Annotated in this window: 23 protein-coding genes; 9 read left to right on the top strand and 14 right to left on the bottom strand. The window is 75.7% G+C overall.

Annotated elements, in window-relative coordinates; all coding sequences use genetic code 11:
• The first annotated feature begins 169 nt into the window (after positions 1-169).
• Positions 170-1,444: a thymidine phosphorylase gene (locus tag CLV72_RS30300; RefSeq protein WP_106253537.1), complete on the top strand. Its 1,275-nt coding sequence runs from the start codon at positions 170-172 to the stop codon at positions 1,442-1,444.
• 8 nt (positions 1,445-1,452) lie between these two features.
• Here CLV72_RS30300 and CLV72_RS30295 read toward each other — a convergent pair whose 3' ends face one another.
• Positions 1,453-2,319 (bottom strand): sugar phosphate nucleotidyltransferase, encoded by an 867-nt coding sequence (locus CLV72_RS30295; protein WP_106253534.1) that lies wholly within the window; start codon positions 2,317-2,319, stop codon positions 1,453-1,455.
• Positions 2,320-2,527: 208 nt separating this feature from the next.
• Between CLV72_RS30295 and CLV72_RS30290 the strand changes: the two genes are divergently transcribed.
• The 4 genes from CLV72_RS30290 to CLV72_RS30275 all read left to right on the top strand — a co-directional run bounded on the left by CLV72_RS30290 (position 2,528) and on the right by CLV72_RS30275 (position 5,827).
• Positions 2,528-3,652 carry an adenosine deaminase gene (locus CLV72_RS30290; protein ID WP_106253531.1) on the top strand — a complete coding sequence of 375 codons (1,125 nt, stop codon included), beginning with the start codon at positions 2,528-2,530 and terminating at the stop codon, positions 3,650-3,652.
• Positions 3,649-4,197, top strand: a complete 549-nt coding sequence (locus tag CLV72_RS30285; RefSeq protein WP_245930531.1) for a PH domain-containing protein — start codon at positions 3,649-3,651, stop codon at positions 4,195-4,197. Before CLV72_RS30290 ends, CLV72_RS30285 begins: the two co-directional genes overlap by 4 nt.
• Positions 4,198-4,484: 287 nt before the next feature.
• Complete coding sequence (locus CLV72_RS30280; protein WP_106253528.1) at positions 4,485-5,279, top strand: DeoR/GlpR family DNA-binding transcription regulator; 795 nt, start codon at positions 4,485-4,487, stop codon at positions 5,277-5,279.
• Complete coding sequence (locus tag CLV72_RS30275) at positions 5,276-5,827, top strand: GNAT family N-acetyltransferase (RefSeq protein WP_106253526.1); 552 nt, start codon at positions 5,276-5,278, stop codon at positions 5,825-5,827. Before CLV72_RS30280 ends, CLV72_RS30275 begins: the two co-directional genes overlap by 4 nt.
• A 36-nt stretch (positions 5,828-5,863) precedes the next feature.
• Here CLV72_RS30275 and CLV72_RS30270 read toward each other — a convergent pair whose 3' ends face one another.
• Positions 5,864-9,094 (bottom strand): AfsR/SARP family transcriptional regulator, encoded by a 3,231-nt coding sequence (locus CLV72_RS30270; RefSeq protein WP_106253524.1) that lies wholly within the window; start codon positions 9,092-9,094, stop codon positions 5,864-5,866.
• 167 nt (positions 9,095-9,261) lie between these two features.
• On the opposite strand from CLV72_RS30270, the gene CLV72_RS30265 reads away from it, so the two are divergent.
• Positions 9,262-9,858, top strand: coding sequence for an NADPH-dependent FMN reductase (locus CLV72_RS30265; RefSeq protein ID WP_106253522.1), 597 nt, complete (start codon positions 9,262-9,264; stop codon positions 9,856-9,858).
• Positions 9,859-9,932: 74 nt separating this feature from the next.
• Entirely contained in the window at positions 9,933-10,490 is a 558-nt protein-coding gene (locus tag CLV72_RS30260) for a dihydrofolate reductase family protein (protein WP_106253520.1), read from the top strand.
• Between the two features lie 148 nt (positions 10,491-10,638).
• Here the strand turns inward: CLV72_RS30260 and CLV72_RS30255 are convergent, their stop codons facing one another.
• Positions 10,639-12,363, bottom strand: coding sequence for a phospho-sugar mutase (locus CLV72_RS30255; protein ID WP_106253518.1), 1,725 nt, complete (start codon positions 12,361-12,363; stop codon positions 10,639-10,641).
• Between the two features lie 99 nt (positions 12,364-12,462).
• Positions 12,463-12,915 (bottom strand): YybH family protein, encoded by a 453-nt coding sequence (locus CLV72_RS30250; protein ID WP_106253516.1) that lies wholly within the window; start codon positions 12,913-12,915, stop codon positions 12,463-12,465.
• Between the two features lie 150 nt (positions 12,916-13,065).
• Here CLV72_RS30250 and CLV72_RS30245 point away from each other — a divergent pair, with 150 nt between their 5' ends.
• Entirely contained in the window at positions 13,066-13,446 is a 381-nt protein-coding gene (locus CLV72_RS30245; RefSeq protein WP_106253514.1) for a YciI family protein, read from the top strand.
• A gap of 10 nt (positions 13,447-13,456) precedes the next feature.
• On the opposite strand, the gene CLV72_RS30240 is transcribed toward CLV72_RS30245, so the two are convergent.
• On the bottom strand, positions 13,457-14,254 hold the full coding sequence (locus CLV72_RS30240) for a purine-nucleoside phosphorylase (RefSeq protein WP_245930530.1): 798 nt from the start codon (positions 14,252-14,254) through the stop codon (positions 13,457-13,459).
• 265 nt (positions 14,255-14,519) lie between these two features.
• Positions 14,520-14,972 (bottom strand): gamma-glutamylcyclotransferase, encoded by a 453-nt coding sequence (locus tag CLV72_RS30235; RefSeq protein WP_106253512.1) that lies wholly within the window; start codon positions 14,970-14,972, stop codon positions 14,520-14,522.
• A 293-nt stretch (positions 14,973-15,265) separates the two neighbouring features.
• Between CLV72_RS30235 and CLV72_RS30230 the strand changes: the two genes are divergently transcribed.
• A complete protein-coding gene (locus CLV72_RS30230) occupies positions 15,266-16,651 on the top strand; it encodes an NAD(P)H-quinone dehydrogenase (protein WP_106253510.1) in 1,386 nt (461 codons plus the stop codon).
• Between the two features lie 15 nt (positions 16,652-16,666).
• On the opposite strand, the gene CLV72_RS30225 is transcribed toward CLV72_RS30230, so the two are convergent.
• From CLV72_RS30225 to CLV72_RS30190, 8 genes are all read right to left on the bottom strand, one after another.
• Positions 16,667-17,575 (bottom strand): DUF4429 domain-containing protein, encoded by a 909-nt coding sequence (locus CLV72_RS30225; protein WP_106253508.1) that lies wholly within the window; start codon positions 17,573-17,575, stop codon positions 16,667-16,669.
• 91 nt (positions 17,576-17,666) lie between these two features.
• A complete protein-coding gene (locus CLV72_RS30220; protein ID WP_106253505.1) occupies positions 17,667-18,638 on the bottom strand; it encodes an acetylxylan esterase in 972 nt (323 codons plus the stop codon).
• Between the two features lie 201 nt (positions 18,639-18,839).
• Positions 18,840-20,123: a chemotaxis protein CheA gene (locus CLV72_RS30215; protein ID WP_245930529.1), complete on the bottom strand. Its 1,284-nt coding sequence runs from the start codon at positions 20,121-20,123 to the stop codon at positions 18,840-18,842.
• Positions 20,124-20,631: 508 nt separating this feature from the next.
• Entirely contained in the window at positions 20,632-22,116 is a 1,485-nt protein-coding gene (locus tag CLV72_RS30210) for a dicarboxylate/amino acid:cation symporter (protein ID WP_106253500.1), read from the bottom strand.
• 303 nt (positions 22,117-22,419) lie between these two features.
• A complete protein-coding gene (locus CLV72_RS30205; protein WP_106253498.1) occupies positions 22,420-23,715 on the bottom strand; it encodes a hypothetical protein in 1,296 nt (431 codons plus the stop codon).
• A 2-nt stretch (positions 23,716-23,717) separates the two neighbouring features.
• Positions 23,718-25,004 (bottom strand): hypothetical protein, encoded by a 1,287-nt coding sequence (locus tag CLV72_RS30200; protein WP_106253495.1) that lies wholly within the window; start codon positions 25,002-25,004, stop codon positions 23,718-23,720.
• The gene (locus CLV72_RS30195; RefSeq protein WP_146159641.1) at positions 25,001-25,684 is read right to left on the bottom strand and encodes a hypothetical protein; all 684 of its coding nucleotides are present in this window, start codon (positions 25,682-25,684) and stop codon (positions 25,001-25,003) included. Before CLV72_RS30195 ends, CLV72_RS30200 begins: the two co-directional genes overlap by 4 nt.
• 66 nt (positions 25,685-25,750) lie before the next feature.
• A partial coding sequence (locus CLV72_RS30190; RefSeq protein ID WP_146159640.1) for an acyl-CoA carboxylase biotin carboxyl carrier protein subunit occupies positions 25,751-26,242 on the bottom strand: 492 nt, incomplete at its 5' end.

Genomic DNA, 26,242 nt, shown 5'->3' with positions numbered 1-26,242 from the left:
CGCCGCGTGCTGCTGAGCGGTCGCCGCTGAGCCGCCCGTCTCCGGCCCACTGCCCCCGGGCCGGGGACGGGCGCCGCCGCGTCCGGGGCCGTCCGGTGCGCCGCCGCGCCGCCGGAGTGCGTAACCTACCGGTCGGCAGAGGGACGGACACGGACGCAGGGGGGCCGGCATGGACGCCATCGAGGTCATCGTGGCCAAGCGCGACGGCGGGGAGCTGAGCCGCGAGCAGATCGACTGGGTGATCGACGCCTACACGCGCGGCGAGGTGGCCGACGAGCAGATGGCGGCGCTGAACATGGCGGTGCTGCTGCGCGGGATGACGCGGCGCGAGGTGGTGGCCTGGACCGACGCCATGCTCCGCTCCGGCACCCGGATGGACTTCAGCGAGCTGCCCAGGCCCACCACGGACAAGCACTCCACCGGCGGCGTCGGCGACAAGATCACCCTGCCGCTCTCCCCGGCCGTGGCCGCCTGCGGCGCGGCCGTGCCGCAGCTGTCCGGCCGCGGCCTGGGCCACACCGGCGGCACCCTGGACAAACTGGAGTCGATCCCGGGCTGGCGGGCCGGGCTGAGCCCGGAGCGGATGCGCGCCCAGCTGCTCGACGTGGGCGCGGTGGTGTGCGCGGCAGGCGACGACCTGGCCCCGGCCGACCGCAAGCTCTACGCGCTGCGCGACGTCACCGGCACGGTGGAGTCCATCCCGCTGATCGCCGCCTCGATCATGAGCAAGAAGCTCGCCGAGGGCACCGGGGCGCTGGTGCTGGACGTCAAGGTCGGCTCCGGCGCCTTCATGAAGGACACCGAGCGCGCCCGCGAGCTGGCCGGCACCATGGTGGGCATCGGCACCGACCACGGCGTGCGCACGGTGGCGCTGCTCACCGCGATGGACACCCCGCTCGGTCTGGCGGTGGGCAACGCCCTGGAGGTGGCCGAGTCGGTGGAGGTGCTGGCCGGGGGCGGCCCCGCCGACGTGGTCGAGCTGACGGTCGCGCTGGGCCGGGAGATGCTGCGCGCGGCCGGCCTGGACGGCGGCAAGGACCCCGCGGACGCGCTGCGCGACGGCTCGGCCATGGACGTGTGGCGGCGGATGGTGGCCGCCCAGGGCGGCGACCCCGACGCGCCGCTGCCGACGGCGGCCGAGTCCCACGTGGTGGCGGCCGAGCGCTCCGGCGTACTGGCCCGCCTGGACGCCTACGCCGTCGGCCTGGCCGCCTGGCGGCTGGGCGCGGGCCGGGCCCGCAAGGAGGACGCCGTCGCGCCCGGGGCCGGGATCGTGCTGCACGCCAAGCCGGGCGACCCGATCGAGGCGGGCGCCCCGCTGATGACCCTGCACACCGACGAGCCCGCCCGCTTCGAACGCGCCCTGGCCGCCCTGGCCGGCGGCGTCGAGATCGGCGCGGCCCCGGCCGACCGGCTGCCCCTGCTGATCGACCGGGTCGAGTGAGGCGGGGCTCAGGCCGGTAAGCGGTCGTCGGGGCGGGTGCCGCCGAAGGGGCGCGGCGGGGCGCCGGCGCCCAGGTCGTTCCAGCGCAGCACGGCCGGGACCAGGACGAGCCGGCCTTCGGCGGACGCCGGTGCCATGACGGCCCGCTCCACCGGGGTGCGCGGCAGGTCGCGGTCGAGGGGCCAGGCGGCCGGGTGCTCGTCGGGGTGGGCGTCGACGGCGGCGGCGAGGCGGGGGGCGTGCCGGCGCAGCAGTTCGGCGAAGTCGGCGGCCTGCCAGGCCAGCAGCCGGGTGTGCCAGAAGTAGTTGCGGGCCCGCAGGTAGCGCCGGGCGCTGGTCCGGTCGGGGTGCTCGTCCAGGGAGTGCGCGGTGCGCAGCCCGGCCGAGCCGCGCCCGGGCGGGGCGTAGACGTAGCAGTAGCCGGTCTGCGGCTCCTGCGGGGCGACCCCGGCGCAGACGACGGCGGCCACCCGGGTCGCCTTCACCATCCGGCGCACGGTCAGCTGCCAGTGGCCGTCGGCCGCGACGAGCTGGTCGGCGGGCAGGCACAGCACGGTGGCGGCGGAGTCGTCGGCGGCGGCCGCGGCGGTGCCCAGGGCGAAGGCCGCGGCGCTGCCGGGCGGCCTGGGCACCAGCAGCAGGCCGGCCACCTCGAAGGCGTCGGCCGCGGCGGCGACGCGGACGCTGTCGGCGGCCGTCGCCACGAGGTGGATGCGGTCGGCGCTGGTGACCTGGCGGGCGCGGCGGAGGGCGTCGGAGACCCCGGGCTCGCCGCCCATGGCGCGGAAGGGGTTCTGCCGTCCGGGGCGGCCGCAGACCTCGGTGGCGTCGATGACGACGTGCGGATCGTTGGCGTGTGTCGGTGTCAGGGACATCGGGCGGTCCTCGATTCCTCCGCGGCGGCGCGGCTTGCCCGCCGCAATACGCGTCAATGTGACGATAAGGATCCGCTCCGTTAATCGTCAAGTTGACGATTTCGGGGAAGTGTGCTGTGGCCGAGATCACCTCTCCGCCGTCCCGGGCGGCGCGCCCGCCGCGTACCGGGCGGGCCGGACCGGCCCGACCGGCCGTTACCGTTGGGTCATGACGGACAAGCCCTCCCACGAGCGGATCCGTACCGCGCCCAAGGTGCTCCTGCACGACCACCTGGACGGCGGGCTGCGGCCGCAGACGATCCTCGAACTGGCCGACGAGACCGGCTACCGCGGGCTGCCGGCCGCCGACGCCGCCGCGCTCGGCGCCTGGTTCGCCGAGGCCGCCGACTCCGGGTCGCTGGAGCGCTACCTGGAGACCTTCGGCCACACCGTCGGCGTCATGCAGACGGCCGCCGCGCTGGCGCGGGTGGCCGCCGAGTGCGCCGAGGACCTGGCCGCCGACGGCGTCGTCTACGCCGAGGTGCGCTTCGCGCCGGAGAACCACCTGGAGGCGGGCCTCAGCCTCGAACAGGTGGTGGAGGCGGTGCTCGACGGCTTCCGCGCCGGCGAGCGCCGCGCGGCCGAGGCCGGCCGCCCGATCCGGGTCGGCACCCTGCTCACCGCGATGCGGCACGCCGCCAGGTCCAGCGAGATCGCCGAACTGGCGGTCCGCTACCGCGACGTCGGCGTGGTCGGCTTCGACATCGCCGGGGCGGAGGCCGGGCACCCGCCCACCCGCCACCTCGCCGCCTTCGAGTACCTCCAGCGCGAGAACGCGCACTTCACCATCCACGCGGGCGAGGCCTTCGGGCTGCCGTCCATCTGGCAGGCGCTCCAGTGGTGCGGCGCCGACCGGCTCGGCCACGGCGTGCGCATCGTCGACGACATCGCCGTCCCCGAGGGCGCCGAGGGCGCGGGCGACGGTGCCAAGCTGGGCCGGCTGGCCGCCTACGTGCGCGACAAGCGGGTGCCGCTGGAGATGTGCCCCAGCTCCAATGTGCAGACGGGCGCGGCCCCGTCCATCGCCGAGCACCCCATCGGGCTGCTGCGGCGGCTGCGCTTCCGGGTCACCGTGAACACCGACAACCGGCTGATGAGCGGCACCAGCCTGTCGCGGGAGTTCGCCGAGCTGGTCGACGCCTTCGGCTACGGCTGGGACGACATCGAGTGGTTCACCGTGAACGCGATGAAGTCGGCCTTCATCCCCTTCGACGAGCGGCTGGCGCTGATCAACGGCGTCATCAAGCCCGGCTTCGCCCGGCTGAAGTGGGCCGTGGGCGGGGCGGAGCGGTGACCTCCACCGAGCAGGGCCGCCCCGAGGTGTTCCGCTCGGTCCCGGCGGTGCTGATGAGCTGGATCTGGGTGCTGATCGCCGCGCTGAACCTGGTCGACCTCGCGGTGCGCGGCGACGACCACCTGGCGCTGCTGGCGGCGGCGCTGATCCTGGCCAGCGTGGGCGTGGTCTACGTGCTGTTCCTGCGCCCCCGCGTGCGGGTGGAGCCCGGCGGGCTGCGGGTGGTGAACCCGCTGCGCACCGCGTACGTGCCCTGGGCCGCGCTGGACTCCGTCGACGTCACCGACGTGCTGCGGGTGCGCACCGACGACGGGCGGACCATCCGCGCCTGGGCGCTGCGCGAGCGGATGCGCTCCCGGCGGCCGCGCCCCGGCGCGCGGCCGACCGTGCCGGCCGCGGCCGAGCGGCGCATCGCCGAGGCGGCGGCCCAGGGCCGCGCGGCCGGTGCCGGCGACGCCGCCACCGCTGTCAGCTGGTCGGTCCCGGCGCTGGCCGCGCTGGGCGGACCGGTGCTGGCCCTGCTGGTGGTGCTCGCGCTCGGCTGACGAGCCCTTGACCCGGCGCGGCGGGCGTGATTAGGTATGCCTTGCCTAAGTTGACGGTGGAGCCGTCAGCCGGCCGGCCTCCGGGGATCATGCGGGAGACCCGGCGGCCGCACGGGACGCCTCGGCCCCGGCACGCCACCGCCCGCTCGCGGGCGCTGCTCGCCACGGCGGTGCCGGCGCCGGAACGCGCCCCGCTCCGGGGCGGCCCCGGTCCTGCTGCGCGGAGGGACCGGGCCCGCCCCGGAATCGTTTTGTGCCCGGCGCCGTCCTCGGTGAGGATGGCCGGTATGACACTTCAGGACCGGCCCGCGTTCGCGGCCGAGCGGCGCAAGCGCATCGTGGAGCTGGTGCGCGCCACCGGCGCCGTCTCCGTGCGCGAGCTGGCCGCCCAGGTGCAGGCGTCGGAGGTCACCGTCCGCCGCGACGTGCGGGCCTTGGAGGCCGAGGGCCTGCTCGACCGCAGGCGCGGCGGCGCGGCGCTGCCCGGCCGGCTCGCCCACGAGCCCAGCTACTCGCAGAAGACCCGCCAGGCCGCCGAGGAGAAGGCCGCCATCGCGCAGGCCGCCGCCGCCATGGTCGCCGAGGACGACGCCGTCGTGCTGGGCGCCGGCACCACCACCGAGGCGCTGGCCCGGCGGCTGGTCGCGGTGCGCGGCCTCACCGTGGTCACCAACTCGCTGCTGGTCGCCCAGGTGCTGGCCGCCGCCCCCGCCGCCGAGGTGGTGCTCACCGGCGGCACCCTGCGCGGCTCCATCCTCGCCCTGGTCGGCAGCGCCGCCGAGCAGTCCCTGGCCGGGCTGCGGGTCCGGCTGGCCTTCGTCTCCGGCAACGGCCTCACCGCCGAGCGCGGCCTGAGCACCCCCAACCCCCTGGTGGCCAGCGTCGACCGCGCCCTCGCCTCGGCCGCCCAGGAGGTGGTGGTCCTCGCCGACCACACCAAGGTCGGCGTCGACACCATGGTCCAGACGGTGCCGCCCGAGCGGCTGCACCACCTGGTCACCGACTCCCGCGCCGACGAAGGCGTGCTCGCCGACCTCACTGCGCAGGGCACCCGCGTCCACGTCGCGCCCGGCCCGGCATGACGCCGCCCTCCGGGCCGCCCGGGCTCACCATCGCCCCCGCCACCCCGGCCGACGCCGCCGCCGTCGGCACCGTGCACGCCGACGCCTGGGCCGCCGCCTTCGGTCGGTTGTTTCCCGCCGACCGGCTGGCCGCCCTGGCCGCCGAGCGCCGCGGCAGGTGGGGCGCGGTGCTGGCCCAGCCAGGGCCGGCCACCGTGCTGCTGGCCCGGCTGCACGGCCGGCCCGCCGCCTTCGTCATGACGGCCCCCTCGCCCGACCGGCCCGGCGCCGCCGAGATCAAGGGCTGTTACGCCCACCCCGACGCCTGGGGCACCGGCGCGGCCGCCGCGCTGCTGCGCCACTCGCTGGCCCGGCTGACCGCCGCCGGCCACCCCCTCGCGCAGCTGTGGACCATGCGCGACACCCCGCAGTCGCACCGCTTCTACACCAAGCACGGCTTTACCGCCTCCGGCCGCGCCCGCGAGCGCGACTTCGGCGGCGGCGCGGTGCAGACGGAGGTGGAGTTCCTGCTCGCCCTGCCGGCGGCCGACCGGTCGGCCGGGGGCTGACCGGGGACGGCCCGGTCCGGCCCGCCGCCGTCCGGCTCAGCCCGGCGCGGCCGCCCGCGCCAGTTCGAGCGCCTCGTCGGCGTCCAGCGAACGGCCCCGCTCGTACTCGGCGGCGTACGCCTCGGCGCCCAGCGCGGTGCGCACCCCGGCCGCGATGCGGTCCACGTCGGCCTGCTCGGCGGGGGAGCACGGTGTGGCGGCCGCGGCGCGGCCGGCGGCGGCCGCGCCCAGCAGCCGTGCCGCCGGACCAGGCCGCCCGGCCAGGGCCAGCGCCCCGGCCAGCCCTTCCAGCGCCAGCGAGCCGTCGCGGCGCGGCGCCACCTCCCGGGCGATCATGAGGGCCTCCAGGTGCAGCGCGTACGCGGCGGCCGCGTCACCGCGCAGCTCGGCGACGAAGCCCAGCTCGGTCAGGATCAGCGTCAGGTGCAGCGGCAGCCCCTCGCCGGTGTCCTGCCTGGGGGAGTTCGCCAGGATGGGCTCCAGGTGCCGCGCCGCGGTGTCGAGCTCGCCGGTCTTGCGGGCGGTGTGGCCGAGCACGAGGTCGGCGAAGATCGTGCCGAAGGTCGAGCCCTGCTCGGCGTACAGCCGCCGCGCCCGCTCACCGTAGGCGCGGGCCGTGCCGAAGTCGCGGGTCTGCAGCGCGGTCCAGCTCAGCCAGGCCAGCTGGCCCGCCACGACGGGCCACAGCTCCAGCAGCTCGGCGGTGCGCAGGCCGTCCCGGTGCAGCCGGGCCGCCTCGCCGTAGTCGCCGGCCAGCTCGGCCCGCGCGGCCAGCCACTCCGTCGACTGGAGCAGGCCCCAGCCGTCGCCCAGCCGCTCGAACAGGCGGGCGCTCGCCTCCGCCGCGGCGGTCAGGGCGGCGGTGTCGCCCCTGGCGTGGGCGTGCTTGGCGCGCACCGTCAGCGCGGCGGCGGTGCCCCAGTCGTCGCCGTGGGCGGCGAAGACCGCCTCGGCCCGGTCGAGCAGCGCGTCGCCCGCCGCGAGGTCGCTGGAGTCGCTGCCGCTGAGGGCCAGCCACCACTCGGCCATGGCGCGGCCGAGCGGGTCGTCGACCCCCTCGAAGCGGGCCAGCGCGGCGTCGCGGCGCCGCCCCCAGTCGGCGCCGTCGCCCAGCTGGACGGCGAAGCCCGCGCTCCACGCCGCCGCCCTGGCGGCCAGCTCGGGGCGGCTGCCGTCGTCGGCGGCCAGCACCGCCTGCACGGTGCGGCGGGCCTCGCCCAGCCGCCCGCGCAGGAACCAGAACCACAGCAGCGCGCAGGTGATCCGCAAGGCCGTCTCCGGCCGCCCGTCGGCGAGCGCGCCGTCGACGGCGGCGCGCAGGTTCGCCGCCTCCGCGGTGAGCCGCCGCAGCCGCGCCCGCTGGCCCGAGCCGTGCAGCAGCGGCGCCGAGACCTCGGCCAGCCGGGCGTAGTGGTGCTGGTGGCGGGCGCGGACCTCGGCGGTCTCCCCGGCCTCGGCCAGCCGGTCCAGGCCGTAGGCCGAGACGGACTCCAGCAGCCGGTAGCGGGTGCCGTCGGCGCTGTGCACCGCCACCACCAGCGAGCGGTCCACCAGCCGGGACAGCACGTCGAGCACCTCGCCGGCCGGGAGTTCGGCGTCGGCGCAGACCGCTTCGGCCGCCTCGATCGTGCAGCCGTCGGCGTGCACGGCCAGCCGGCGCAGCACCGCCCGCTCCGGGCCGGTCAGCAGCTCCCAGCTCCAGTCGATCATCGCCGTCAGGGTGCGCTGCCGCGGCGGACGGCCCCGGTGGCCGGTGGCCAGCAGTCGGAAGCGGTCGTCCAGCCGCTCCACCAGGCCGTGCACCCCCAGCGCCCGCACCCGGTTGGCGGCCAGCTCCAGCGCGAGTGGGATGCCGTCGAGGCGGCGGCAGAGCACCGCCACCGCCGGGGCGGTACCGGCGTCCAGAGTGAAGCCGCGGTCGGCCGAGCGGGCGAGGGAGACGAACAGCCGCACCGCGCCGCACCGCTCCAGCAGCTCGGGCTCGGCCGCCGCGGCCCGGTCGGGCACGTCCAGCGGCGGCACATTCCACACCGACTCGCCGTGCACCGCCAGCGGCTCCCGGCTGGTGGCCAGCACCCGCAGCCCCGGGGCGGCCCGCAGCAGCCGCTCGGCCAGCTCCGCGACCTCCTCCACCACGTGCTCGCAGTTGTCCAGCACCAGCAGCAGCTCGCGGGCGCCGATCGCGGTGGCCAGCCGGTCGACGGCGGTGAGCGGGCCGGCGGCATCGCTGACGTCCAGCGCCGCCAGCACCACATCGGTCAGCGCCTCCCCCGAGCCGCCCGGCAGCGCGGCCAGCTCGACCAGCCGGACCCCGTCGGGGAAGCCGCCGGCCCGGCGCGCCGCGACCTCCAGGGCCAGCCGGGTCTTGCCCACCCCGCCCGGGCCGGTGAGGGTGACCAGCCGCTCCACGGCCAGCCGCTCCCCGATCTCGGCGACGGCCTCCTCGCGGCCGACCAGCTCGGTCAGCGGCACCGGCAGCGCCTGCGCCGCCACCAGTGGCGGCCGCCGCTCGGGCGGCCGCAGCGCGGGATCGGAGTTGAGCATCGCCAGGTGCAGGGCCGCCAGCTCCGGCCCCGGGTCCAGGCCCAGCTCCTCGGCCAGGCGCTCCCGCAGCTCGCGGTAGCCGTCCAGCGCCTCCGTGCGCCGGCCCGCGCCGTACAGCGCCCGCAGCTGCGCGGCGCGCAGCCGCTCGCGCAGCGGGTGCGCCGCGACCAGCTCGGTCAACTCCCCGGCCAGCCGGACGTGCTCGCCCAGCTCCAGCCGGGCCTCGGCCCGGTCCTCGTGCGCGGTGAGCCGGCGCTCCTCCAGCCGCGCGGTGTAGGTGCGGGCGAAGGCGTCGTCGGCGAAGTCGGCCAGCGCGGGCCCGCGCCACAGCGCCAGCGCGTCGGCCAGCAGCGCCGCCCGCGCGTGCGGCTCGCCGGCCTTGTCGGCCCGGTCGGCCAGCGCCTCGAAGCGCTGCGCGTCCAGCAGGTCGGGCGAGATGTCGAGCAGGTAGCCGCCCGGACGCGACACCACCAGCGCGCGGGCCCCCGGCTCGGCGTCCTCCAGCGCCCTGCGCAGCTGCGACACCTTGGCCGACAGCGCGCCGGCCGGGTTGCCCGGCGGATCGGCCGGCCACAGGTCGTCGATCAGCCGGTCGGCCGGCACCGGGCGGCCCGCGCTGATCAACAGGTCGGCCAGCAGCGCGCGCACCTTCAGGCCCGGCACGGCGACCGGCTCGCCGCGCTCGGTCCACACGGCCAGCGGCCCCAGCACCCCGAAACGCACGCACCGACGATATCGGCGCGGCACCCGGTTGGGGCCGACCGCATCCGGCCGCAGGTCACAGCCTTACGGCCGGACCGGAGCCGGCCGGAAGGCGACCGTCAACTTCCGGTAAAGCCGTTCCGGCAGAGTGATCCATGTCGGACCGGAGAACGGGAGGAGGGCGGACGATGCCGAAGCGAACCGGTGAGGAGCGGCTGCGACTGGCCGTCATCATCGCCAGCACCCGGCGCGGCCGGTTCGGCCCGACCGTGGCCGACTGGTTCGCCGGCCGGGCCCGCAGGCGCGGGAACCTGGACGTCGACCTGGTCGACCTGGCGGAGGCGCGGCTGCCCGACATCCTCGGCGACGAGGACGACCCGGCACCGCCCGAGGTGGCCGCCCTCGCCCCGCGGCTGGCCGCCGCGGACGCGTTCGCGGTGGTCACCCCGGAGTACAACCGCAGCTTCCCCGCGCCGCTGAAGACGGCCATCGACTGGTACGTCGCCGAATGGGCGGCCAAGCCGGTGGCCTTCGTCTCCTACGGCCGGGAGTCCGGCGGTCTGCACGCCGTCGCCCAGCTGCGGCAGGTCTTCACCGAGCTGCACGCGGTCGCCGTCCGCGACGGGGTGAGCATCCCGCACTTCTGGGACCGCTTCACCGCCGACGGCGGCTGGCCCCGCGCCGACGCCGACCTCGACGCGGCCGCGGCGGCCACCCTGGACCAGCTGTCCTGGTGGGGCCGCACCCTCCAGCAGGCACGGGCCGCAGGCCCCTGCCCCTGGTAGCACCGACCGTCCGGGGCGATCGCCCCGGTACGCGACATCCACCGCATCACACAGAGAGAACCGAGGAGAAGACGATGAGAGTTGTCGCCACCGCCCTGATGACCCTGGACGGCCTGATCGACAATCCGCACCTGTGGTCCTTCGACTACATGGACGAGGGCACCGAGGGCCGCAACCGCGGCCAGCTGTTCGACGCCGACGCGCTGCTGCTGGGCCGCGAGACCTACGTCGGCTTCGCCGAGGCGTGGCCCACCATGACCGACGAGGCCGGCTTCGCCGAGCGGATGAACAGCATCACCACCTACGTCGTCTCCACCACCCTGGAGAAGGCCGAATGGAACAACGCCACCATCATCAGCGAGAACGTGGTCGAGCGGGTCGCCGAGCTGCGCAAGCAGCCGGGCAGGGACCTCCTCATCTACGGCGTCGGCCGGCTGGCCCGCGAGCTGATCGCGCACGGCCTGCTGGACGAGGTGCGGCTGTCCATGCACCCTGTGGTCACCGGCGCGGAGACGAACACCCGCGTCTTCGACCGCGGCGACCAGGCCAAGCTGGAGCTGGTCTCGGCCACCACGCACTCCACCGGCGTCATCGACCTGGTGTACCGGCCGCTGAGCGCCAAGGCCGACTGAGTCCCCGCCGGCTCCGCCGGAGCCGGCGGATCCGCGGGCACCGTCCCGGCCCCGCGGAAACCCCGTCCGCCCGCCCTGCTGAGGAGGGCGGGCGGGGGCGGCGGCCGGGCAGCGGGGGAACCTCGGCCGCCCGGCCCGGCAAGGAGAGCTAGGCCCCTGCGGCGCCCAGGCCGAGCAGCGCGGTCACCGCCGCGCGCAGCGCGGCCAGCTCATCGGCGGCGCGGGCGCGGGCCGCCGCGACGCCCTCGGCCGGGTCCACCGGCCTGACCACCTCCAGGTAGCACTTGAGCTTCGGCTCGGTGCCGGAGGGGCGGACGATGACGCGGGCGGTGGAGCCCGGCCCGTTGAGCCGGTAGCGGAGCACGTCGGAGGGCGGCAGCCCGTCGACGCCGCCCTCGCCGAAGTCCTCGGCGCGTACCACCGCGCGCTCGGCCAGCTCCGCGGGCGGCTCGGCGCGCAGCCGCCGCATCGCGGCGGCGATCTCCGCCAGCCGCTCCACCCGCACCGACAGCTGCTCGGTGGCGTGCACCCCGTACGCCGCCGCCTGCTCGTCCAGCAGATCGCGCAGGGTGCGCCCGCCGCGCCTGGCCTCGGCGGCCAGCCCGGCCACGGCCAGCGCCGCGCTGATGCCGTCCTTGTCGTGCACCGGCCGCCCGCCGTCGGAGCCGACGCAGTAGCCCAGCGCCTCCTCGTAGCCGTAGATGTTGCGCTCGCCGGGGCCGCCCGCGCGGGCCAGCCACTTGAAGCCGGTCAGGGTCTCGGCGTGGTGCACCCCGTGCGCGGCGGCGATCCTGGCCAGGATCGACGAGGACACGATCGAGGTGACCACCAGCCGGTCCGCCCCCGCGGTGTTGCGCAGCACGTGCTCGGCCAGCAGCGCGCCGACCTCGTCGCCGGTGAGGTGGCGGCCCTCCGCGGGCAGCGCCACCGCGCAGCGGTCGGCGTCGGGGTCGTTGGCGATGATCAGGTCCGCCCCGGTGCGGGTCCCCTGGGCCAGCGCCAGGTCCAGCGCGCCCGGCTCCTCGGGGTTGGGGAAGGCGACGGTCGGGAAGTCGGGGTCGGGCTCGGCCTGCTCGGCCACCACGGCGGGCGGCGGGAAGCCGGCCCGGGCGAAGGCGGCCAGCAGGGTCTCGCCGCCCACCCCGTGCATCGGGGTGTACACCACGCCCACCGCCCGCGCGGGGCCCAGCGGCAGCGCGGTGACGGCGTCGAGGTAGCGCTCCAGCACCCCCTCGTCCAGCAGTTCGCCGCCGTCGCCCAGCGGCAGGGAGCCCACCGGGCCCACCGCGTCGATGGCGGCCGAGATCTCGGCGTCCACCGGCGGCACGATCTGGCTGCCGTCATAGCGGCCGCCGTCGTACTCGCCGCGCAGGTACACCTTGTACCCGTTGTCCTGCGGCGGGTTGTGGCTGGCCGTCACCATCACGCCCGCGTCGGCGCCGGTGTCGCGCACCGCGAAGGCCAGCAGCGGGGTGGGCATCGGCCGCGGCAGCAGCAGCGCGCGCAGGCCCGCCCCGGTCAGCACCTCGGCGGTGTCGCGGGCGAACACGTCGGACTTGTGCCGGGCGTCGTAGCCGATCACCACGGTGCGGCCCGGGCCGAGCCAGCTCGCCAGCCCGGCCGCGGCCCGCATCACGGTGACCCGGTTCATCCGGTTGGGGCCCGCCCCCATCGCGCCGCGCAGCCCGGCCGTGCCGAACTCCAGCCTGCTGCCGAAGCGGTCGGCCAGCTCGGCGCGGGCCGCGGCGGCGTCGCCGTCGACCGAGCCGTCCTTGCCCGCCCGCTCCAGCAGCGCCGTGAGTTCGGCCCTGGTGTCGGGGTCGGGGTCCTGCGCCAACCACTCCTCGGCCTGGCTGCGGTGACTGTCCGCCATGGTGCCATCGCTCCTGTCACTGGGGTGCTCAGCCCCCAGTGTCGTATGCGCGGGCGCCGGGAGGGTGACCGGCCCGGCCCGTGGCGCGCCGTGTCGGCGCTAGGGCTCCAGGTCGACCGCCGAGCGCAGCGAGCCGTCCATGTAGAACGGGGTCGAGGTGTGCTCGTGCGCGATCCGCCAGCCTTCGGCGGTGCGGCGCAGCCCGAGCGTCTGGCGGTACCACATCGCGAAGGGCTCGGCGGCGCCGCGCGGCACCGCCGACAGGCGGGTGAGGCTGCGGCAGAAGGCGACATCGCCCCCGGCCTCCACCTCCAGGTCCCGGATCTCGTAGGAGACCGGGCCGTCGAAGCCGGCCAGCCACTCCCGCACCCCGTCGGCGCTCACCGACTCCGGAGCGCTGACGGCCAGCGGCGGGGCGAGGTTGAAGGAGACGAAGTCCGGGGTGTACCAGGCGACGGTGCGGTCGGCGTCGCCCTCGTGCAGGGCGTCGGCCTGCGCCTGGACCAGGTGGCGGATCTCGGCCTCGTCGCGGCCGCGAGCGGTCTCGGTCATCGTGGATCATCCCTTTCCGACTGTGCTTTGCTTGGCCGGGCGCGGCCCGGGGTTCCCGGGCGGGCGCCTTCGCGGAGACGTCGGAGCCGCGGGCGCGCTCTCGACATCCCGGCCGCGAAAGATCGCAAAAAGTCGAGCGGGGGACGGGCGATGAAGTACATGATCCTGATCTACGGCAACGACACCACCCAGGAGCAGTGGCTGCGGCGCGGCGCCGCCGAGCGGGCCGAGGGCTTGCGCGCCTACACCGACCTGGACCGCGAGCTCGCCGCGTCGGGGGAGCTGATCGTGTCGGAGTCGCTGGCGCCCGACACCACCCGGGTGGGCGTGCGCGGCGGGCGGGCGCGCACACTGCCCGCGCTGCCCGCCACGGACGGGCCCTTCGCCGAGGCCAAGGAGTACCTGGCCGGCTTCTACCTGGTGGAGGTCGCCGATCTCGACCGCGCCGTGCAGATCGCCGGCCGCATCCCCGAGGCCGCCTTCGACATGGTGGCGGTCCGCCCGGTGCAGGACCTGAGCGCCTTCCTGTGACCGGCCGCCGCTACAGCCGGGCCGCGACCCGGGCCAGCAGGTCGCCCACCCGGGTGGCCGAGGCGCGCCCGGCCTCCAGCACCTCCTGGTGGTTCAGCGGCTGCCCGGACAGGCCGGCCGCGACATTGGTGACCAGCGAGATCGCCAGCACCCGTGCCCCGTACTCGCGGGCCGCGATCGCCTCCAGGGCGGTGGACATGCCGACCAGGTCGGCGCCGAGGGTGCGCAGCATCCGAATCTCGGCCGGCGTCTCGAAGTGCGGACCGGGCAGCGCCGCGTAGACGCCCTGGGCCAGCGTGGGCTCCACCTCGGTGGCCAGCGCCCGCAGTTCGGCGCTGTAGGCGTCGGTGAGGTCGACGAAGTTCGCGCCGACCAGCGGCGACTTGCCGGTCAGGTTGATGTGGTCGCTGATCAGCACCGGCTGGCCCACCTGGAGGTCGGGGCGGAGCGCCCCGGCCGCGTTGGTCAGCACGACCGTCTCCGCGCCCGCCGAGACCGCGGTGCGCACACCGTGGGCGACGGCGGCCTCGCCGTGGCCCTCGTACAGGTGGGTGCGGCCCAGGAAGACCAGCGCCTTCTTGGCGCCGACGGTGAGGCTGAGCACCCGCCCGCCGTGCCCGAGCGCGGTCGGCGCCCGGAAGCCCGGCAGCCGCGCCGTCTCGATCTCCTGGTCGGGCACGCCCAGCGCCTCGGCCATCGCGCCCCAGCCGGAGCCCATCACGGCGGCGAAGTCGTAGCGGTCCACACCGGTCTGCGAGCGGAGTTCGTCGGCGGCCTCGGCCGCGGCCCGCGAAGCGTCGTTGTCCACGGTCCGGCAGCATACCGGCGGCCAATCCGGGGCGAACCGCCGAGCGCGCCGACCGACGAGGAGGCCAGTGCTCCCCGGGGACACCCCGGACCCCGAACACGAGCCAAGAGCGCGCCCGCTCCCGACCGACCGCGAGGCCCATGGAGTTGGTGCGGCGCCCCGGAGACCCGTGAGGCGCGCGCTCGTGCCTGGACCGACGAGGACGGAAGGCATGAGCTAACAGCGCGCCGAACAGCCGAGCGGAGCGAGGCAGGTAAACACGGCGCTACTCGCCCAGTGAGCGGCAGGGGCGGGCGCGCAGCTCGTAGACGTACTCGGCCGGCGCCCCCGCCTTCTCGGCGGCGTCGGCGATCAGCCCCAGGTAGTGGGCGTGCGGCAGCCCGCCCTCGTAGCCGTTGAGCACGTACACCCAGGCGGCGACCTCGCCCTCGTCGTGGCGCACCCGCAGCCGGATCTTGTCGTACACGCCCAGGTCGGTGCCCTCCCAGGCGTCGATCTGTGCCTCGTCCCAGCTCGCGACGTCGTACAGCGCAACGAAGACCCGCGAGGCGGGGTCCTCGACCACGGTGACCAGCGGGCCCTCCCAGCTGATGTTCTCGCCGCCGAAGGTGAGCCGCCAGCCGTCCAGCCACCCGGTGGTGAACAGCGGTGAGTGCGGCGCCCGCGCGGCCATCAGCTCCGGGTCCAGGTTGCTTCCGTATGCGGCGTACAACGGCACGGCTCACCACCCTAGACGCGTAGGGCCCGCGGAGCGCGGAAGAACGCGGATAACACCGGCGGCGCGCACGCGCGTGCGTGGTCCGCGGGTCGGCGGGCATGCACGAGAATGGGAGGGACGACGGCCGGCGCGGCCGGCAGAGCCGACACCGCCGGTACCACGCGCACGGCCGGCGGCGCGGATGCAGAGCACGACAGCTACGACGAGATGGCACGGTCCGCCGGAACCCCGGGCGGCCGCGGCGCCGCGCCCACACGACGCGGCCGGCGCGTGCCATCGGGGAGGGAAGCGGCGTGACCAAGGTCGTGATCATCGGAGGCGGGCCCGGCGGCTACGAGCCCGCCCTGGTCGCCGCCCAGCTGGGCGCGGAAACCATCATCGTCGACCGCGACGGCCTGGGCGGGGCCTGCGTGCTCACCGACTGCGTGCCGTCCAAGACCCTCATCGCCACCTCGGTGCGGATGAACTACCTCACCGAGGCGCCACGCCTCGGCATCCGCTTCGACGGCGGACCCGACGGCGAGGCGGGCTCCGCCGCCGTCGACCTGCCCACCGTCAACGCCCGGGTGAAGCGGCTGGCCAAGGCGCAGTCCGCCGACACCGCGCGGCGGATGCGGATGGAGGGCATCGCGGTCATCGAGGGCGAGGGGCGGCTGGTCGACCCGCACACCGTCGCCGTCGGCGACGAGCGCATCAGCGCCGACGTCGTGCTGATCAGCACCGGCGCGCACCCCCGGGTGCTGCGCGGCGCCGAGCCCGACGGCGAGCGCATCCTCACCTGGCGGCAGCTGTACGACCTCAAGGAGCTGCCCGAGGACCTCATCGTGGTCGGCTCCGGCGTCACCGGCGCCGAGCTGGCCAGCGCCTACCTCTCGCTGGGCTCCCGCGTCACCCTGGTCTCCTCCCGGGAGCGGATGCTGCCCACCCAGGACCAGGACGCCGCCGCCGTGGTCGAGGAGGTCTTCCGCCGCCGCGGCATGAAGGTGCTGCCCAACGCCCGCGCCACCTCGGTCAAGCGGCTCGGTGACGGCGTGGTCGTGCAGCTGCAGGACGGCCGCACCGTCGAGGGCAGCCACTGCCTGATGACCGTCGGCATGATCCCCAACACCGCCGGGCTCGGCCTGGAGGAGGTCGGGGTGAAGACCGACGCGGGCGGCTTCGTGCAGGTCGACCGGGTCTCGCGCACCTCCGTGCCCGGGGTGTACGCCGCGGGCGACTGCACCGGCGTGAACATGCTGGCCTCGGTGGCGGGCATGCAGGGCCGCATCGCCATGTGGCACGCCCTCGGCGAGGCGGTCGCGCCGCTGAAGCTGTCCAGCGTCGCCGCCACCACCTTCACCAATCCCGAGATCGCCGCCGTGGGCGTCTCCCAGCGTGACATCGACGAGCACCGGGTCGAGGCCCGCACCGTCACCCTGTCACTGGCCACCAATCCGCGCGCCAAGATGAACGAGGTGCAGGACGGCTTCGTGAAGCTCTTCTGCCGCCGGCAGACCGGCATCGTGATCGGCGGCGTCATCGTCGGGCCGCGCGCCAGCGAGCTGATCCTGGCCCTGTCGGTGGCGGTCAGCAACCACCTCACCGTCGACGACCTCGCGCACACCTTCGCGGTGTACCCCTCGCTGTCGGGCAGCGTCACCGAGGCGGCGCGCAGCCTGATGACCGTCTCGCCCGACTGAGCCGGGCCGCCGGGCTCAGATTCGGGCCAGCAGCTCGGCCTTCTTGGCGCTGAACTCCTCGTCGGTGAGGATGCCCTGGGCGTGCAGCCGGCCCAGCCGCTCGATCTGCTGGTAGACCCACTCGTTGTCCTGGCCGGCGGGGGCGGCGGTGATCGCGGCCGGCTCGGCCGGGGCGGCGGCCTCGATCTCCGGGCGCGGCTCCGCCTCGGCCGCCCACAGGTGCGCGGTGACGGTGGCCGCCATCAGCAGCGCGGCCGCGCCCTCCTCGCCCTCGTCGCAGAGCAGGCAGGAGAAGTCGTGCTTGGGCTTGGTCGGCGCCTCGGCCGCCTCGCCGCGCGCCACCACGCGCAGGTAGCCGTACTCCCAGCCGTCGGAGGGCACCCACTCGACGTTCGCGATATCGGCCAGCGGGAACTCGGCGCGCTGCCGCTTGCGCTTGCGCGCCGAGGCGTCGGAGCCCGACCAGACCAGCCGGACGGCGGTGCCGTCGAAGGCGGCGGCGCCCTCGGAGGTCTGGATGTGCAGCGGCAGCGGCGGCACCAGCCGGGTGGCCACCGCGGGCGGGGCACCCGGGCCGATGTCGGCCGCCTGGCCCGCGGCGAAGCCGATCTGGTCGGCGTGGTACTCCGCCAGCAGCTCGGTCTTGGCCGGACCGGTCAGCCGGAAGGGCTGCGAGCGCTTGGCCAGCATCGCGCCGGCGGCGGCGAAGGGGTCGGTGCGCTCCCGCAGCCGCAGGGTGAGGCTCCAGCCCTTGCCGCGGCCGCCGCCGACCAGGAAGTCGGCCGAGGCGACCGCCGCGACCGGCACCTCGCAGCGGCCCAGCTTCTTCAGCAGCGGGTCCTTGAAGGCGCCCGTGTGGTAGTGGATGGCGATCGACTCCCCGTCGAAGCGCCATACGGCCTGATCCCCGCGCAATTCGTCCATCGCCGTCATTTTATGGAGCGGCCGGCGGTCCGCGGGCCCGATGCGCGGGACACGGGCGCGGCGGCCGGTACCGGACCGGCCGCCGCGGCCGCTAGCCGCCGAGGACCCGCTGGAGGAAGGCGAGGCGGCGCAGGTGCTGGTGGGTCTCGCCGCCCTCGTGGCCGTTGAACTCCCACAGCCGGATGTCCTTGGGGCCGGCGTAGGCGTGGTAGGCGGCGTACACGGTGGAGGGCGGGCAGACGGCGTCCATCGCGGCGGCGCTGAACTCCGCCGGGGCGGCGGCGCGCGGCGCGAAGCTCAGCGTGTCGAAGTAGCGCAGCGTGCTGAAGACCCGGTCGACCTGGTCGCGGTGCACCCGGCAGTAGCGCGAGATCTCCAGGTAGGGGCCCTCGGCGGCGAGCTCCGCGCCGCGCCGGAAGTGGGTCAGGAAGGGCACGTCGGTGATGACGGCGGCGAGGTCGCCGCGCAGGCCGCCGACTGCCAGCGCCAGCCCGCCGCCCTGGCTGGCCCCCATCACCGCGATCCGGTCGGCGTCCACCCCGGGGTGGGCGGCGGCCGCCGACACCGCGCGCACCGCGTCGGTCATCAGCCGCCGGTAGTAGTAGCGCTCGGGGTCCAGCACGCCCTGCGTCATGAAGCCGGGGTGGTGGGTCTCGCCGCTCGCCGACGGGTCGGGGGTGTGCCCGGTGCGCCAGCCGCCCCCCTGGCCGCGCACGTCCATCACCAGGTGCGCGTAGCCGGCCGAGGCGTAGACGAGCGAGTCCAGCGGCACACCCCGCCCGCCGCCGTAGCCGGGGTACTCCACCACGCACGGCAGCGGGCCGCCGCGCTCCCTGGGCAGCAGCAGCCAGGCGCGGACCGGGTCGCCGGCGTAGCCGGAGAAGACCGCGTCGAAGGCGTCGATCGTGCGCAGCGGGGTCTCGACCGGGGTGAAGACGGGGGCGCGGCCCAGCTCCTCGGCCTCGGCGAGGGTGGCGGACCAGAAGGAGTCGAAGTCGGCGGGCGGGGTGTGTTCGGCCCGGTAGCCGCGCAGGGCTTCGGCCGGCAGGTCGGTGAGCGGCATGGCGTCCCTTCTGACGGGGCGGCGGGCGCGGGGGGAGGCGCCCGGAGCCGGTCCGCGCCGTCGCCGGGCCGGCACCGGGAGGCTACCGAGACCGTCCGCCGAGGGCGAGGGGCGGAGGCCGACAGGCGAAAGCCGGGCCCGGCGGAGGGAGTCCGCCGGGCCCGGCCCTGTCAGCGGCCGGTCGGGACCGGCCGGGGCGCATCAGAAGTCGAAGCCGCCGAAGTCGCCTCCGCCGAAGTCTCCGCCACCGAAGTCGCCACCGCCCCAGTCGCCGCCGCCCATGTCGCCACCGGCGTCGCCGGCACCGGCGTCCACGGCCCCGGGGTCGGCATAGCCCATGCCGCCGAAGCCGCCCATCATGGAGCCGAGCATCATGCCCATGAACATGCCGCTCATCATGTCCATGCCGTAGTAGCCGCTGGCGTAGGGCGCGTACTGCGGGCCCGCGTCGTAGTAGGGGACGCGGCGGCCGTCCACCTCGACCAGCCGGGCGTCAGGGTCGCCGCCCTGCTCGACCGCGAGCGCGTCGGCGGCGCAGGCCGGCACCTCGCGCGGCGAGCCGCCGGGGGGCGCCCACATGACCTTGCGGTCGGAGGGGCCGTGCTGCGGGTTGAAGAAGCACGGCTTGTTGCGCTCCGGCACCGGGTCGCCGTTCAGCCGGGCGCGGGTGGCCACCATGTAGTAGCGGCCGTCCTCCAGCGCGTTGGTGACATTGCGGACGTCCTCGGGCTGCCGCATGGAGTCCAGGGCGGACTTGGAGCGGTCGTAGGAGTCCATCGCGTGGGTGTAGTCGTCGCGGGTGGCGTCGTCGAGCGCCGGGTCGGTGAGGTTGATGTCCAGGCCGGCGATGTCCTCGCCGAGCCGGGTGACGTCCTCGGCCGCGATCTGCTTCACCTGCGCCAGCTGCTCGGCCGCCGCCCGCTCGCGCTTCCTGCGCGAGTTGTAGACGAAGAAGCCGCCGCCGACCAGGCCGAGCACCAGGATGCCGGCCAGCACCGCGCCGAAGACGCCGCCCGCGGCGCCCGCCTCCTCGGCCTCGTTCATCTCGGCCGCGAAGCGCACCAGCGCGTCGGTCTGGTTGGCCTCGCCGCCCGCCGCGGCCGACATGTCGGCCAGCTGGGAGTCCGACATGGTGTCGGACACCGGGACGAAGGAGCCGCCGACGAGGGCGGCGTAGGTGCCCTCGCCGACGTCGGCCCGGACGTCGTCGAGGAAGGTGATGGTCTCGGCCCGGGTGGTCAGCGACCCCTCGGGCAGGATCACGTAGTACAGCGGCGACCCGGCGTTCTGGGCCGCGCTGCGGATCGCGTCGGCCTGGGAGCCGGAGAGCCCCTCCACGGCCGGGTCGACGAACAGGGGGTCGCTGCGCAGCGCACTCGCGACCTCGCTCGGGCTGGGCGCGGTGGCGGTGTCGGCCTGCTCGGCCTGGGCCGCGCCCGCGAAGACGAACGTGAACGCTGCTGCCAGCAGCGTCGGAATGACCATGCGGCGCATCATGATGACAGTGTGCCTCCCTCACCGAGCAATACGAACGGCACCGGCGAATTAGTTCCGTGAAAACGGGTGACCCCCGCTCTGCCGCCTGCGGCGCGGGAGGCGCCATTCGGCGCGGCGAGTCCTGCAGGCGCGCCTGCGGCGCGGTGACCCCCGCTCTACCGCCTTCGGCGCGGGAGGCGCCATTCGGCGCGGCGAGTCCTGCAGGCGCGCCTGCGGCGCGGTGACCCCCGCTCTGCCGCCTTCGGCGCGGGAGGCGCCATTCGGCGCGGCGAGTCCTGCAGGCGCGCCTGCGGCGCGGTGACCCCCGCTCTGCCGCCTGCGGTGGACCCCCGCTCTGCCGCCTTCGGCGCGGCGAGTCCTGCAGGCGCCTTCGGCGGACCCCCGCTCTGCGCCTTTGGCGCGGTGAGTTCTGTAGGGGCCTTGGTGGATGCCGTTGATGGCGGCGGCCCGCCGCCCCTGTGGGTCGGGGTGGCGGGCCGCTCGCGGCTTGGGCGGGTCAGTCCTTGCGCTCGGCGGTGGCGTCGCCGGGCGCCGGCTCGGCGGGGCCGCCGGGCGCGTCCCCGGAGCCGCCGCCCACGGTGGCGAGCACCCGGTCGCCCTCAGGCTCGGTGCCCTCGGCCGGCTCGTCGTCGAGGGTGTCGGCGCCCCGCTCCGCGTTGTAGCGGTCGAGGTCCAGGATGCCCTCGCGCTTGGCCACGATGACCGGCACCAGGGCCTGCCCGGCCACGTTCACGGCGGTGCGGCCCATGTCCAGGATCGGGCCGACGGCGGCCAGCAGGCCGACGCCCTCGAGCGGCAGGCCCAGGGTGGACAGGGTCAGGGTCAGCATCACCGTCGCGCCGGTGATGCCGGCGGTGGCCGCCGAACCGATCACCGAGACGAACACGATCAGCAGGTAGTCGGTGATGCCCAGCTGGATGCCGTAGAACTGCGCGATGAAGATGGCCGACAGGGCGGGGAAGACCGCGGCGCAGCCGTCCATCTTGGTGGTGGCGCCGAAGGGCACCGCGAACGAGGCGTACTCGCGCGGCACGCCCAGGCCCCGCTCGGTGACCCGCTGGGTGATCGGCAGGGTGCCCACCGACGACTGCGAGACGAAGGCCACCTGGATCGCGGGCCACGCCTTGGCGAAGTAGCGCAGCGGCGACAGGCCGTGCAGCCGCAGCAGCGCCGGGTAGAGCCCGAACAGCACCAGCGCCAGGCCCACGTACAGGGTCAGCGTGAACACGCCGAGCGCGCTGATGGCGTCCCAGCCGTAGTCGGCGACCCGGTAGCCGAGCAGGCCGAGGGTGCCGACGGGGATCAGCAGGATGACCCACCACAGGATCTTCTGCACGATCTCCAGCGCCGACTCGGTGAAGGCGAGGAAGGGCTCGGCCTTGGCGCCGACCTTGAGCGCGGCGATGCCGACCACGATCGCCAGGATCACGATCTGGAGCACGTTGAACTCCAGGCCGGTGCTGACGGTGTTCGTGCCGTCGGGGGCCACTTCGAGCGAGGAGTCGGCCGACAGGCCCAGCACGTTGGCCGGCACCAGGTTGTTCAGGAAGTCCAGCCACGAGCCGCTGCTGGACGGCGCCGCCGCCTGCTCCTCGGTGACCGAGGTGTGCAGGCCGGGGTTGGTGAGCAGACCGAGGCCCAGCGCCAGGCCCACGGAGATCAGCGCCGTGATGCAGAACCACAGCAGGGTCTGCCAGGCCAGCCGGGCGGCGTTGGTGACCTTGCGCAGGTTGGCGATGCTGGTGACGATCGCCAGGAAGACCAGCGGCGGGACGGCCACCTGCAGCAGGGTGACGAAGGTGTCGCCGATGGTCTGCAGGGTGAAGACGAGCCAGTTCGGCCCCTCCTCGGTGGGCCCCATGGCCCGGCCGATCAGGCCGAGCGGGATGGCCAGCGCGATCGCGATGAGGATCTGCCAGCCGAAGGAGATACGGAAGCGTCTCTTCGGGGGCTGCGACACTTCGGTGGCGGTGACGGACACGGTGCCTCCAGGAACCAGGAACACAGACGGGTGATCGGGACGGTCCGGCCGGCGCGGCCGGAGGGACGGGCGGGGTCAGCCCGTACAGACCGCGCTGGCCTGCCTGCGCAGGTCCAGGTAGCGGCGTTCCACCAGAAGGAGTGTTCGCGGTGTTCGTGTCACGACGTCGAAGCTATCCCGTGAGAGTTCTTTTACCTACTCAACCAGTAGGTTTGTTACCAATCTGTCGGCAACGACGTGCGCACCCGTTGTATTCCCGTTCTGCCGAGATCATCCCGTCCGAAGTGGCGCGCGTGTGCGCGCTCAGTCGCGCGAGCGCTCGGCGGCGCGGCGGAAGCCGCCGCCCAGGACCCGCTGCACCAGGTCGTCGCGGAGCGCGCCGTATCCGGTGGCCGCCCACAGGCTGCGCTCGGCGTCCACCTCGAAGTACGGCACCTGGGCGCCGTCGACCTCGTCGGCCAGCGCGTTCGGCGGCCGGCGCCCGCGCACCGCGGCGGCGCACTCCGGGCAGGCCGGCACCCGCAGGCTGCGCCGCTGGCCGATCGGGCGCCAGTCCAGCTCCTTGGTGCGGCCCTCGTGCAGCGGGTGGAAGAAGCACGGCGCCGGGAAGCGGCCGGGTTCGCGGCCGGCCGCGATCGCGTCGGCGCGTTCGTGCTCCTCCCGGGCGGTGCGGATCAGCACCAGGGCGCCGGCCCAGTCGGCCGGGGTGCGGGCGGCGTCCACCACCTTCCCGGCCGCGTGGTAGGCGTCCAGCGCCCGGCGCAGCTCGGCGTGGCCGGCGGAGTCGTCGGCGGCGGGCTCGTCCGGCTCGACCAACTCCTCGCCGACCTCGACCAGTTCGCGCCTGGCCCGCTCGGCCAGCCGCTCGGTGTAGCCCTCCGCGGCGGTCGCGAAGGCCGCGCTGGGCAGCGCGGGCGGCCGGCGGCGCCGCCGGACCAGCAGCACCAGGGAGCCGGCCGCGGCGAGCAGCGCCGCCGCCGCTGCGGCGGCCACCAGGGCGGTGCCCGCGCCGCCCTGGTCCGCCTCGCCCTGGCCGCCGCCGGAGCCGCCCTCGGAGGCCGACGGGCCGCCCAGGTCGGCGGTCAGCTCGTCGTACTCCTGCTCGCCGCGGCCCTCCTCGACCAGGGTGATCACGTGCTGGAGCTGGTCGTACACCGGCGCGTCGGCCAGTTCGTCATTGTGGAAGACCGAGGCGGCGGCCCAGAACACGTCGCCGTTCTCCTGCGGCGTGGTGCGCCCGTACAGGCCGCCGTAGGCGTCGGCGGTGAGGTAGGAGGCGCTGTCGCCCAGGCGGGCGTCCAGCGCGGCCATCAGCGCCTCGGGCTCGCCCTGCCAGGGGTCGCCGTTCACCAGCGGGACCAGGACGACGTACAGGGTCAGGCCGGCGTCGTCGATCCGCTCGGCCAGGTCGTCGCGCTGCTCCTCGGTCAGCACGGAGTCCCACACCGGGTCCACGTAGACCGGCGACTCCGCCAGCGCCTCGGCGATCTCGTCGCTGCGGTCGGACGCCTCGTCGGCGGCGGCCGCCGGTGCGGAGGCGACGGCCGCGGCCGCGCCCAGTGCCAGGACGGCCGCGCGGACCGGCAGGCTGCTCCTCATCGTCACTCCACGCCCAGGTGTCGGAGGGTCAGATCGGCCAGTCCGGACAGCCGCCGCCCGAAGCGCTGCTCCGTCCAGAACCGGTGCGCGGCCGCGTTCGCCTCCGCGTCCAGGCCGCTTGGGGCCGGCGGCAGCGCCAGCCCGCGCCGGTTCCGGCCGGCCGGGCCGGCCTGGGCGCAGGCGGCGCAGACGGTCTCGCGCTCTCTGCCCCGTCGCAGCCGCACCGGCCTGGCGTCGGACTCGGGGAACAGGTGCAGCGGGTTGACGGCGCAGCTGCCCGGCGGCATCCCCTGCCCCTGGCGCAGCAGCGCGTACTGGCCGTCGCGGGCCAGCACGACGGCGCCGACGACATTGCTCGGCGGGGTGCGGTCCGGCGGCGTCTCCAGCAGCAGCGCCGCGGCGTCGTAGTCGGCGCGGGCCCGGTCCGCGCCCGGGTCGGCGCCGGCCGACCGCAGCGCGTCGACCAGCCGGGCCACCTCGCTCTCGGCCAGCCGCCGCAGCGCCCTGGCCGTCGGCACGACCGGTTGCAGGGCGCCGCCGGCCAGGTGGGCCGGGACACGGTATCCGGCGCTGACGGCCGGTCCGGTCCGGGCCGCGCGCAGCGGGCCGCGGCGGTACGCCGCCCGGCGCAGCCCGGCCCGGCCGAGCAGCGCCAGCCCGTAGCCGGTCCCGCCCAGCAGCGGACCGACGACGGCGAGGCCGCCCCAGAAGTCGTCGGAGGTCTCGGAACCGGTTTCGGTGCCGGGCTCGTCGGGGAACCAGCGGGGGGACTGCGGCTCGGCGGCGGGCGCGGCCGCGATCCCGTCGATCACCTCGGCGAGCTGCGGCGCGAGCCGGCGCCCGTCGTCGTACCCGGCCGGGATGGACAGGTCCAGCGGCACCTCGTAGGCCAGGTGGCTGATGGAGGCGGAGCCGTCCGGGTCCACCAGCAGGTACAGGCCGTCGGTGCCGCGCTGGGCGCGCAGCGCGAACAGGAAGTCGTGGGGGTCGCCCCCGGTCTCGTCCTCCAGCAGGCTCGGCATCACCACCACGGCGACCGGCACCGGCAGCTCCGCCAGCCGCCCGCTCAGCTCGTCCCGCTCCTCCTCGGTGAGGAGGTGGGCGGCGACGGGGTCCACGAACAGCGGCGAGTCCGCCAGCCCCGCGGCCACCCGCTCGACCCTCGCCGTCTCAGCGACGATGTCGGCCGGGGCGGGGTCCTCGTGGGCCGGCAGCGCGGCGGCGCACAGCGGCGCGACGGCCAGGGCGGCACCGAGCGCGGCCCAGCGCGCCCGTGCGCGGGGCGTCATGAGTGCCGCTCCGCGGCGCGCCGCGACCTGGCCCGGTACGCGATCCGGGCCGCGAGGACCAGGGCGACCGTGGCGGCGGCGCCGATCGCGGTTCCGGCCAGGAAGGCCTGGTTCTCCGGTCGGTCCAGCCCCGCCCGCTCCGTCCACGGCTCGGGCGCCTCCGCCGCCTCCCGCGCCTGCTCCAGCCGCTGCTCGGCCTGCCCGGAGGCGGCGATCTCGGCGAAGTCCTCCAGCAGTTCGACCGCGCTCTCGCCGTCCTCGGCCCCGTACCAGGCGGCGAGCGCCGCGGTCTCGGCCTCGGGCGGAGCGCCGTAGGCGCGGGCGGTCAGGCCGATGCCCCGGGCGTCGGTGACGACGTACACCCCGTCGGCGCCGATCCGCCCGTGCAGCGCCGCGGCCAGCTCCTCGCCGTCCAGGCCGTCCGTCCCCGCCGGGCGCGAACTCGCTGTCGGCACCACCGCCACGTAGACCGGGAAGTCGAGCCCGGCGACGGCCGCAGCGATCCGCCGCTCCCCGGCCGCCGGGATGTGGCCGAGCAGGTGGTCGCTGACGTGGACGGGGTCGGCGGCCAGCTCCTCGGCCAGCTGGTCCACCCAGGCGCGCTCCACCTCGGCGGCCGCGGCCGGCGGTGCGACCAGGCCGGCCGTGAGCGTCCCGAGGACGGCTGCGATCCGCCACATGACCGGCATCCTATTGATCCGCGTTCGCCGCGACGCTCCGGGCACGGGCCTGAGCTCACCGCCCGGCTAGTCCTTGATGTCGCAGATGGCGGCGCCGTTGCCCACCGACTGGCCGGGCTGGGCGCTCAGGCCGGTGACGGTGCCGGCCTTGTGCGCGGTCAGCGGCTGCTCCATCTTCATCGCCTCCAGCACCACGATGGTGTCGCCCGCCCGCACCTCCTGGCCGTCCTCGGCCACGACCTTCACGATCGTGCCCTGCATCGGGCTGACCAGTGTGTCGCCGCCCACCGCGGCGGCCTTGGCGCCGCCGCGCCGCGCCGGACGCCGGCCGGGGGCGCGCGGTGCCGAGGCGCCCGCGCCGAGACCGGCCGGGAGCACCACCTCGATCCGCTTGCCGCCCACCTCCACCGTGACCCGCTCGCGCTCGGCCGCCTCAGGGGCGCCCTCGGGGGCGATGTCGTAAGGGGTGATGGTGTTGTGGAATTCGGTTTCGATCCAGCGGGTGTGGATGGTGAAGGGGGTGTGGTCGGTGGGGGCGAAGGCGGGGTGGTTGACGAT

This window comes from Allonocardiopsis opalescens, assembly GCF_003002095.1.
GTDB classification, from domain to species: Bacteria; Actinomycetota; Actinomycetes; order Streptosporangiales; family Streptosporangiaceae; genus Allonocardiopsis; species Allonocardiopsis opalescens.
The sequence above is the reverse complement of the archived record's forward strand: the minus strand, read 5'-3'. Positions and strand labels throughout refer to the sequence as shown.

Bases quoted from the DNA above. Each gene is read 5' to 3' on its own strand.
- CLV72_RS30255 (WP_106253518.1), bottom strand. From the start codon at position 12,363: ATGGCGGACAGTCACCGCAGCCAGGCCGAGGAGTGGTTGGCGCAGGAC.
- CLV72_RS30245 (WP_106253514.1), top strand. From the start codon at position 13,066: ATGAAGTACATGATCCTGATCTACGGCAACGACACCACCCAGGAGCAG.
- CLV72_RS30300 (WP_106253537.1), top strand. From the start codon at position 170: ATGGACGCCATCGAGGTCATCGTGGCCAAGCGCGACGGCGGGGAGCTG.
- CLV72_RS30200 (WP_106253495.1), bottom strand. From the start codon at position 25,004: ATGACGCCCCGCGCACGGGCGCGCTGGGCCGCGCTCGGTGCCGCCCTG.
- CLV72_RS30215 (WP_245930529.1), bottom strand. From the start codon at position 20,123: ATGGTCATTCCGACGCTGCTGGCAGCAGCGTTCACGTTCGTCTTCGCG.
- CLV72_RS30250 (WP_106253516.1), bottom strand. From the start codon at position 12,915: ATGACCGAGACCGCTCGCGGCCGCGACGAGGCCGAGATCCGCCACCTG.
- CLV72_RS30275 (WP_106253526.1), top strand. From the start codon at position 5,276: ATGACGCCGCCCTCCGGGCCGCCCGGGCTCACCATCGCCCCCGCCACC.
- CLV72_RS30220 (WP_106253505.1), bottom strand. From the start codon at position 18,638: ATGCCGCTCACCGACCTGCCGGCCGAAGCCCTGCGCGGCTACCGGGCC.
- CLV72_RS30295 (WP_106253534.1), bottom strand. From the start codon at position 2,319: ATGTCCCTGACACCGACACACGCCAACGATCCGCACGTCGTCATCGAC.
- CLV72_RS30265 (WP_106253522.1), top strand. From the start codon at position 9,262: ATGCCGAAGCGAACCGGTGAGGAGCGGCTGCGACTGGCCGTCATCATC.
- CLV72_RS30195 (WP_146159641.1), bottom strand. From the start codon at position 25,684: ATGTGGCGGATCGCAGCCGTCCTCGGGACGCTCACGGCCGGCCTGGTC.
- CLV72_RS30290 (WP_106253531.1), top strand. From the start codon at position 2,528: ATGACGGACAAGCCCTCCCACGAGCGGATCCGTACCGCGCCCAAGGTG.
- CLV72_RS30205 (WP_106253498.1), bottom strand. From the start codon at position 23,715: ATGAGGAGCAGCCTGCCGGTCCGCGCGGCCGTCCTGGCACTGGGCGCG.
- CLV72_RS30280 (WP_106253528.1), top strand. From the start codon at position 4,485: ATGACACTTCAGGACCGGCCCGCGTTCGCGGCCGAGCGGCGCAAGCGC.
- CLV72_RS30260 (WP_106253520.1), top strand. From the start codon at position 9,933: ATGAGAGTTGTCGCCACCGCCCTGATGACCCTGGACGGCCTGATCGAC.
- CLV72_RS30225 (WP_106253508.1), bottom strand. From the start codon at position 17,575: ATGGACGAATTGCGCGGGGATCAGGCCGTATGGCGCTTCGACGGGGAG.